Source organism: Trinickia sp. (assembly GCF_036503415.1).
Taxonomy (GTDB): domain Bacteria; phylum Pseudomonadota; class Gammaproteobacteria; order Burkholderiales; family Burkholderiaceae; genus Trinickia.
Map to the genome: position 1 here is coordinate 1 of NZ_DASXWY010000041.1, position 9,273 is coordinate 9,273.

Consider the following 9,273-nt stretch of genomic DNA (forward strand, 5'->3'; position numbering starts at 1 on the left):
CCCACCCGCGAGCGCCGGCTGATCTGGCTGCTCGCGCTCGTGCAATTCACGATCATCATGGACTTCATGGTCATGATGCCGCTCGGCCCGCAGATCATGTCCGCGTTCCACATCACGCCCGCGGCCTTCGCGGCGGCCGTATCGGCTTACTCGTGGTGCTCGGGACTGTCGGGGCTCTTCGCCGCAACTTATATCGATCGTTTCGACAGACGCCGGCTGCTGCTCGTCGCCTATGTGCTCTTTGCGCTTTCGAATCTGATCTGCGCGTTGACGACGAGCTACACGCTGCTGCTCGCGAGCCGCGCATTCGCGGGCATCACGGGCGGTGTACTAGGTGCAGGGGTCATGGCCATCGTCGCCGATGTCGTCCCGGTCGCAAGGCGCGGCGCCGCCACGGGCGTCATCATGACCTCGTTCTCGCTGGCCGCCATCGCGGGTGTGCCCGCGGGCGTGCTGCTCGGCGCACATTTCGGCTGGGCCGCACCGTTCTGGCTGCTCGCGGCATTGAGCGCTTCGATCGGTTGCGTGGCGGCGCTCACCGTGCCTTCGCTGGTGGAGCATCTGCGCGCGGGGGCGCCGGCCATAGCCGATGCGCTGCCTGCCCTGTGGCGCATGCTCTCGCGTGTGCGCCATCTCAAGGCGTTTGCGCTCACGTTCACGATGATGCTCGCGCACATGCTCGTCATCCCGTTCATTTCGCCAGTGCTCGTGGCGAATCATGGCGTGGCGCCCGGCCGCATCTCATGGCTCTACATGGCAGGCGGTGCGGCAACGTTCTTCACCTCGCGCGCGGTCGGCAGGCTGTCGGACCGCCTCGGCCATCGGCGCGTGTTTCGCATCTTCGGGTCGTTAGCACTTTTGGCGGTCCTCGGCATGACGCACTTGCCCGCGTTATCGTTCGCCGTCATGGTGCCGTTCTTCGCGCTGTTCATGGTCATCAGTTCGGGGCGCATGGTGCCGCTGCAAGCCATCCTGACCACGGTGCCGGAGGCGGCCGAGCGCGGCGCTTTCCTGAGCGCCAACGGCGCGGTGCAGGCGCTCGGCACGGGTTTTGGCGCATGGATCGGCGGCATGTTGCTGTCGACCGATGCGGCCGGACATGTGCTCGGCTATGGCACGAACGGCTGGCTTTCCGTCTCGCTCGCCGCGCTGGCGCTCGTGTGGATCGGCCGCGTCACGAGCGCGCCCGCAGCCCGCGAGCCGCTGCGCGTCGTGACGGACAGGGACGACATTGCGCCCGACGCCCGGCCAAAGCTCGCATCAGAGGGCTGACCGAAGCCTGGGCGCCTAGGCAACGTGCGCGGGCTTCGACTCGCGCTCGCCCGTACGCGCAAGGACCGGCGCGAGCGCCGCCCCCGTATGACTTTCGCTCACGCGCGAGAGCGATTCCGGATCGGTCGCGGCCACGACAGTGCCGCCACCTGCACCGCCCTCCGGACCTAGATCGACGATCCAGTCGGCCTCCGCGATCACGTCGAGATCGTGTTCGATGACAACGACGCTATGCCCCGCATCGACAAGCCGATGCAGCACGCGAATGAGCCGTGCAACGTCGGCCATATGCAGGCCGACCGTCGGCTCGTCGAGCACGTAAAGCGTATGCGGCGCCTTCTGTCCGCGCCGCGTCACGTCATCGCGCACCTTGGCGAGCTCGGTCACGAGCTTGATGCGCTGCGCCTCGCCCCCGGATAACGTCGGCGAGGGCTGACCCAGCGTCAAATAGCCGAGTCCGACATCCTTCATCAGTTGCAGCGGGTGCGCGATGCTCGGCATGGCCGAAAAGAACTCGACCGCCTCATCGATCTCCATCGTCAGCACTTCGCCGATATTGCGTCCGCGCCACGTCACGGCAAGCGTTTCGGGGTTGAAGCGTTGTCCATGGCAGACATCGCAGGGTACTTTGACGTCGGGCAAAAAGCTCATGCCGATCGTTCGCACGCCCTGCCCTTCGCATGCGGGACAGCGCCCGTCGCCGGTATTGAACGAAAAACGCGAAGCCGCATAGCCACGCGCGCGCGCCTCCAGCGTATCGGCGAAGAGCTTGCGAATCGTGTCCCATACGCCGATGTACGTTGCGGGGCACGAGCGCGGCGTTTTTCCGATCGGTGTCTGATCGACTTCGAGCACGCGGTCGATGGCTTCAAAGCCTGTCACCGCGCGACAACCCTGCCAGCGATGTTCGACTTCGATCCGTGCGGGCGCGTCCGTTGCACTCGCAGCACGCCCCGGTCGGCGTGGGGCGGCGCTCGGCGCGGCACGTCGCGCGCGGCGTACCGCGGGCGATGACAGCACCGAGCGACCGACCGCGTCGAGCAGATTCGTCATCAACACATCGCGCGCCAGTGTCGATTTGCCCGAGCCGGACACGCCCGTGACGGCCACGAGGCGCGCAAGCGGAATGTCGACCGTGATATCGCGCAGGTTGTGAAGGTGCGCGCCGTGAACGGTCAGCCAACGTTCGGGGGAACTGGGTGACGAGAGATCGGCCGTCGTCGCCTTCGTGCCCGTGCCCGTTTTCGTTTTGCCGTTGCCCGCACGACGTAACGGAAGCACGGGGCGGCGCGGTTGCAGCGGATGAACGATCGGATGCGCGAGGAACTGCCCGGTCAGCGATTCCGGGTGCGAGGCGAGATCGCTCACCCCGCCTTCGGCCACGAGCCGGCCGCCGCGCTTGCCGGCGCCGGGACCGATGTCGATGATGTGATCGGCTCGCCGGATGGTGTCTTCGTCGTGCTCGACGACGACGAGCGTGTTGCCCTTGTCGCCCAACTGACGCAAGGCATCGAGCAAGATCCGGTTGTCGCGCGGATGCAGCCCGATGGTCGGTTCGTCGAGCACGTAGCACACGCCCTGCAGATTGCTGCCGAGTTGCGCGGCAAGACGAATGCGCTGCGCCTCGCCGCCCGACAAGCTCGGTGCCGCACGATCGAGGCTCAGATAGCCGAGCCCCACTTCTTCGAGAAACTGCAGGCGGCTCGCGATCTCGCTGACGACGTCGCGCGCGATCTGCGCATCGCGCCCCGCAAGCTCGAGCGAATCGATCCAGCGACGCGTCTCGGTGACGGTCCACCGGCCGATGTCGACGATCGAATGCGAATCGAACGTCACGGCCCGCGCGACCGCGTTCAGACGTGTGCCACCGCAATCGGGGCAAGGCGTATCGCCGACGTCCTCGGGTTCGAGCTCTTCGCTCGGCAAGCTCTGCTCGCGGCCGCGGCCATCGTCGGCAAATGCCGTATCGTCGAACGCGGCACGCTGCTCGCGTGTCAGCGCAAGTCCGGTTCCGACGCAGGTTTCACACCAGCCATGCTTGCTGTTGTACGAAAACATGCGCGGATCGAGTTCGGGATAGCTCGTTGCACAGACCGGACAGGCCCGCTTGACCGACAGCACCTCGAGTTCGCCGAGATGCGCATGCTCGCCTCCCTGGGACAGCGTATCGGCAAGCCCGTCGAGCGGTGCCAGCAGATGCATGACGCCTTTACCAAGCTCCAGCGCCTGATCGAGCGCGCGGCGCAGCTCGCTCTCGCGGTCGGCGGAAATCACGAGGTCCGCCACCGGCAGCTCGATCGTATGTTCGCGAAACCGTTCGAGCCTCGGCCATGGGTCGACAGCAACGAACTGGCCGTCCACACGCAGATGCGTATGGCCGCGCGCCTTCGCCCACTTGGCGAGATCGGTATAAACGCCCTTGCGATTCACCACTAGCGGCGCCAGCAAGCCGACATGCTGGCCGGCATAGTCGCGCAGCAGCTGCGCGGCGATCGATTCGACGCTTTGCGGCGTGACGGCAGCACCGTCGTGGACGCAATGCTGCACGCCGAGCTTGACGTACAACAGGCGCAAGAAGTGCCAGACTTCGGAGGTCGTTGCCACCGTGCTCTTGCGGCCCCCGCGAGACAGGCGCTGCTCGATCGCAACCGTTGGCGGGATGCCATACACCGCATCCACCTCGGGCCGGCCGGCGGGCTGAACGATCGAGCGCGCATAGGCGTTCAGCGACTCCAGATAGCGACGCTGCCCCTCGTGAAAAAGGATGTCGAAGGCCAGCGTCGATTTGCCCGAGCCGGACACGCCCGTCACCACACTGAACTTGCCGTGCGGAATGTCGACGTCGAGGGATTTGAGGTTGTGCTCGCGCGCGTTGACGATGCGAATGGCGTCTTCGCCCGCGACGGGTTGCCTCGCCCGCGCCGCTGTCAATGCGGCCTGAAGCGGCACGCCGGCTTCGACATCGGCCGATGTGTGCGCCATCTCGCTCAACGCCTCATCGTATTGGAGCAGCGCTTGCCCCGTATGCGACGCTGCGCATGCCTTCACGTCATCCACGGTGCCCGCCACGACGATCTGCCCGCCGCCGTCACCGCCCTCGGGGCCGAGATCGACGATCCAGTCCGCAGCGCGCACGACATCGAGATTGTGTTCGATGACGAGCAGCGAATGCCCGCGCGCGAGCAATTTGCCGAATGCGCGCATGAGCTTGGCGATATCGTCGAAATGCAGACCGGTGGTGGGCTCGTCGAACATGAAAAGCCGCCCGCCCGGCACTGAGCCGGCGCCTGGCTTGGCCGCGGTCTCCGCCAGAAATCCGGCGAGCTTGAGCCGCTGTGCCTCGCCGCCCGAGAGCGTCGGCACCGGCTGCCCCAGCTTCACGTACTCGAGCCCGACATCGACTATCGGCTCCAGCACGCGCAAGACGTCCGCATCGTTCGCAAACCACGCAACGGCCTCGCTCACGGTCAGTTCGAGCACATCGGCAATCGACAGCGCACGCGCCTCGCGCTCGAGCTTCACCTCGAGTACCTCGGCCCGATAGCGGCGGCCGTCGCAGTCGGGGCATCGCAGATAGACGTCCGAGAGAAACTGCATCTCGATGTGCTCGAAACCGGAGCCGCCGCACGTCGGGCATCGGCCATCGCCCGAATTAAAACTGAACGTCCCGGCCGTATAACCGCGCTGCAGCGCGAGCGGTGCCTTCGCGAACAGCTTGCGGATCTCGTCGAAGGCGCCGACGTAGCTCGCCGGATTGGAGCGTGCGGTCTTTCCGATCGGCGATTGATCGACGAACACCGCATCGGCGATCCATTCGGCACCGCTCAGCGCCCGGTGCGCTCCCGGCGTCTCCGTGGCTTTGCCCAGTTGGCGCGCAAGTGCGGGATAAAGGACGTCCTGGATCAGCGTCGACTTGCCCGAACCGGAGACGCCCGTTACGCAAACGAGCCGTGCAAGCGGAATCTCCACGGTCACGTCGCGCAGGTTGTGCTCGCTCGCGCCTGCGAGCACGAGCCGCGGCGTCGATGCGTCGACGGGCCGCCCAGCCCAATGCGTCGCATCGGCGACGTGCCGCCGCGAACCGAGATAGTCGCCGGTCAGCGTCGGCGCGGTGCGGATGTCGTCAGGCGCGCCGTCATAGACGATCGTGCCGCCACGCTCACCGGGCCCGGGTCCCATGTCGATGAGTCGGTCGGCCGCGAGCATCACCGATGGATCGTGCTCGACGACGACGAGCGTATTGCCGGCATCGCGCAAACGCCGCATTGCTTCGACGATACGGTTCAAATCGCGCGGATGCAGGCCGATGCTCGGCTCGTCGAGAACGAACAGCGTCTTCGTGAGCGATGTGCCGAGCGCCGTCGTCAAATTGATCCGCTGCACCTCGCCGCCCGAAAGCGTGCGGCTTTGCCGGTCGAGCGTCAGATAGCCGAGCCCCACATCGCAGAGGTACTTCAGCCGCGTACGCACTTCGGCGATCAGCAGCTTGAGCGCATCGTCGAGCAAGGCGCTCGGCAAGCTCAGCGTGTCGAAGAACTGGCGGATGCGAGAGATCGGCAACAGCATCACGTCGTGCACGGTCAGTCCAGGTAACGCGTGCAATTGCGCCGGCGTCCATGCCGTACCGTTCGGCATGAACCGCAACTCCGTCGCAAGCACCGCATCCGCGTTTTCCTTGGCGCCGAGCCGCCACAGCAGCGATTCGGTCTTCAGCCGCGCGCCGCCGCAGGCCTCGCAGGGGGTATAGCTGCGATATTTCGACAGCAGCACCCGGATGTGCATCTTGTAGGCTTTCGATTCCAGATAGCCGAAAAACCGGCGCACGCCGTACCAATGGCGCTGCCATGCGCCGTCCCAATCCGGAGAGCCTTCGATGACCCACTCGCGTTCGGCCTCGGTGAGCTCCGACCACGGCACGTTCGTGCGAACGCGAGCGCGTGCGGCGTAACGCATCAGGTCGTCCTGGCACTCCTTCCACGCCGGCGTCTGCATCGGTTTGATCGCTCCGCCCGCGAGCGTCTTGCGCGCATCGGGAATGACGAGCCCGAGATCCACGCCGATGACGCGGCCAAAGCCGCGGCAAACCTCGCACGCGCCGTAGGCCGAGTTGAACGAGAACAGTCCGGGTTGAGGATCCGCATAACGCAAATCGCTGTCCGGGCAGTGCAGTCCCGTCGAAAACCGCCAGATGAGCGGCGCCGCCAGATCCTCAGCCGCGCTCGCCTTCCCGCTACGATCCGGTTGCTCGGAGCGCCCCGCACCTTCCGCCAGCACATAGACGTTCACTCGACCTGCACCACGCTTGAGCGACGCTTCGATCGCCTCGACCACACGTACCTTCTCGGTTCCATGAATACGGAACCGGTCGGCCACGACATCGAGCACCTTGCGCACGCCGCCGCTCGTTTGCTGCTCGCGCTCGGCCTGCACACGCGTATAGCCGCTCGCGGACAGCCACTCGCCGATCTCTTCGGCACTCGCGCTTTCGGGCAACTCGACGGGGAACGTGACGACTACGCGCGGGTTGTCCTGGACGGTGCGCTCGAGCAGCTCGGCGTAGATGGTCTCGGGCGTATCGTGACGCACCGGTTGCGCCGTCACCTTGTCGAAAAGTTGTGCCGCGCGCGCATACAGCAACTTCAGGTGATCGTTGAGCTCGGTCATCGTGCCGACGGTCGAGCGCGAACTGCGCACCGGATTCGTCTGGTCGATGGCAATCGCCGGCGGCACGCCGTCTACCCGGTCGACCTGCGGGCGATCCATACGGTCGAGAAACTGGCGTGCATAAGCGCTGAACGTTTCCACGTAGCGGCGCTGCCCCTCGGCGTAAAGGGTGTCGAACACCAGGCTCGACTTGCCCGATCCCGAGGGTCCGGTGACAACGGTCATTTCCCCCGTACGCAAATCGAGATCGATATTTTTGAGATTGTGCTGACGAGCTCCGCGAATGCGGATCACTCCGAAAGTCATGGAACGGTCCCTCTATACGCGCGTACTGCGCTTCAATTCGATGTCGTCGCCCCCCATTTCGAGACAAGCGGCGGTCAGGGGTGCAATGATAGTCCCGCGCGCGGCACTGCGTTGCACCCGCGCGCGACGTTTCTTCGTTTGTTCCGGGTGTCATCGGCGCCAATAAAGGCGCGCGTCGATTGCTCGCGCAATGCGGCTAATGGGACGTTTTCGGCGATGCGGCGAAACGGGGCAAAACAGCGCGAAACGGGGCGATTAGCTCGCGCCTCCCAGTGCCTGCGCCACGCGTTCGCGCAGCACCGGCACGAGCTCGCGCTCGAACCACGGATGATGCTTGAACCAACCTTGGTTACGCGGCGACGGGTGCGGCAGCGGCAGCCGTGCCGGGCCGTAGTCGCGCCATGCCGCGACGGTTTCCGTCAGCGTCGCGCGCCGGTCGCTCCGTAGAAAATGCTGCTGCGCATAGGTGCCGACAAGCAGTGTCAGCTCGATATGCGGCAGTTCTGCCAACACCCGGTCGAGCCAAAGTGCCGCTCATTCGCGACGCGGCGGCAAATCGCCCGAGGCACCGCGCCCCGGGTAGCAATACGCCATTGGAAGCAACGCGATGCGTCGCTCATCGTAAAAAAGCGCGGGGTCGACGCCCATCCACTCGCGCAGGCGCTCGCCGCTGCGGTCATTCCACGGTATGCCCGTGGCATGAACGCGCGAGCCGGGGGCCTGACCGACGACGAGCACCCGTGCGCCGCGGCCAACCTGCAAAACGGGCCGGGGGCCCAGCGGCAGATGCGACTCGCAAGCGCGGCACGCGCGGATTTCGGTCAACAATGCGGACAGACGAGAGGAGGAGCGGGAGGACATCGAACTCGATCGAACGGCTGCGTCGTTCGCGGTTATCGGCGGTGCGAGAGCTTGCGCTCGAGATAGTCGCGCAGCGCGACGGCCTGATTATGCTCCGGATCGCGCGCGCCATAGACGAGCGTGATCGGGCCCTGTGACGCCGCTTCCAGCAGCGGCTCCCATGCCGCTCGATTGGCATCGAGTTCGGCGCGGTAGCGTTCGACGAAGTCGTCCCAACGCTGTGGGTCGTGGCCGAACCATCGTCTCAGCTCATTGCTCGGCGCGACATCGCGAAGCCATTGTTCGATGCGCAAGGCATCCTTCCTAATGCCGCGCGGCCAGACCCGATCGACGAGATAACGAGAACCGTCGTCGTCTCCCGGCGGGTCGTACGCCCGCGCCACACCGATTCGAACGTGCTTCATCATGCCCTTCTTGCCATGTGTCGAGTTCAAGCCGAGCCGTGCATCCCCTTGCCGCTACGCCTTCGCTTGCTCGAGTGCCGCATCGAGCGCACGCGCGGCGGCGCGATCGCCTGGCTTGACCAGCGCGGCACGCAGTACGATCTGCCGGTTGTGCCCGGCCGCGGCGGGGGAATCCCATATCAATTCGACGTGCGAGCGGCGTGCCTGCCCGCCCCCCTGCGGCAGGCGCGCCGCCGGAGCGGGCCCCCGACGCGCGGTCGCGGGTTCGCTCACGAGCGGATGAGCGGTTTCGACGGCTTCGCTTGGGGACCACTTCACGGAAAGCTCTCGCATATCGTACTGACCGAGCTTGCGGCTTTCGATCCAGACGACAGCGGTCTGCGCAGCAGCATCGAGTGCGATCGCATAGCGTCCGATCGCAAAACGCCGTGCGGCGACATTCGTGCGCCAAAGCGGGCGCGGCCGGCAAATCCAGAGCACGGCTGCATACAGTGCGGGCCCGACGACGAGCCAGCCGTTGGTCTCGGTCACCGCATACACCGTGTCATGCCAGCCTGCCTGCCACGCAAAAAGGCCGATGGACCAGATCGCAAAGGCGAGCCCGAGCAGGGAAAAGAGCCGAAGGGCCTGACGCAACCGTTGCGGCAACGGATGAAACGGCCGTTCGGCACGAGCCCGCGCCCCTGGCAGGACGATCAGCAAAAACAAAAAGACAACGTTGACAGATGCCCAAGGCGAAGAGCTCATCGCCGAAAAAGCGGCGCCA

At 65.6% G+C, this 9,273-nt stretch carries 4 protein-coding genes and 1 pseudogene; 1 reads left to right on the forward strand and 4 read right to left on the reverse strand.

Features of this window, described 5'->3' with window-relative positions; genetic code table 11:
- The coding region (locus VGL01_RS06370) for an MFS transporter (protein WP_331568013.1) at positions 1-1,272 on the forward strand (1,272 nt) is incomplete at its 5' end.
- 15 nt (positions 1,273-1,287) lie between these two features.
- On the opposite strand, the gene uvrA is transcribed toward VGL01_RS06370, so the two are convergent.
- The 4 genes and pseudogenes from uvrA to VGL01_RS06390 all read right to left on the reverse strand — a co-directional run.
- A complete protein-coding gene (uvrA, locus tag VGL01_RS06375; protein WP_331568014.1) occupies positions 1,288-7,242 on the reverse strand; it encodes an excinuclease ABC subunit UvrA in 5,955 nt (1,984 codons plus the stop codon).
- A 255-nt stretch (positions 7,243-7,497) separates the two neighbouring features.
- Positions 7,498-8,103 (reverse strand): annotated as a pseudogene (locus VGL01_RS06380) (uracil-DNA glycosylase family protein).
- 32 nt (positions 8,104-8,135) lie between these two features.
- Positions 8,136-8,537, reverse strand: coding sequence for a DUF488 domain-containing protein (locus VGL01_RS06385; RefSeq protein WP_414720183.1), 402 nt, complete (start codon positions 8,535-8,537; stop codon positions 8,136-8,138).
- 24 nt (positions 8,538-8,561) lie between these two features.
- Positions 8,562-9,273 (reverse strand): hypothetical protein (locus VGL01_RS06390; RefSeq protein ID WP_331568015.1); only part of this gene is annotated, 712 nt, incomplete at its 5' end.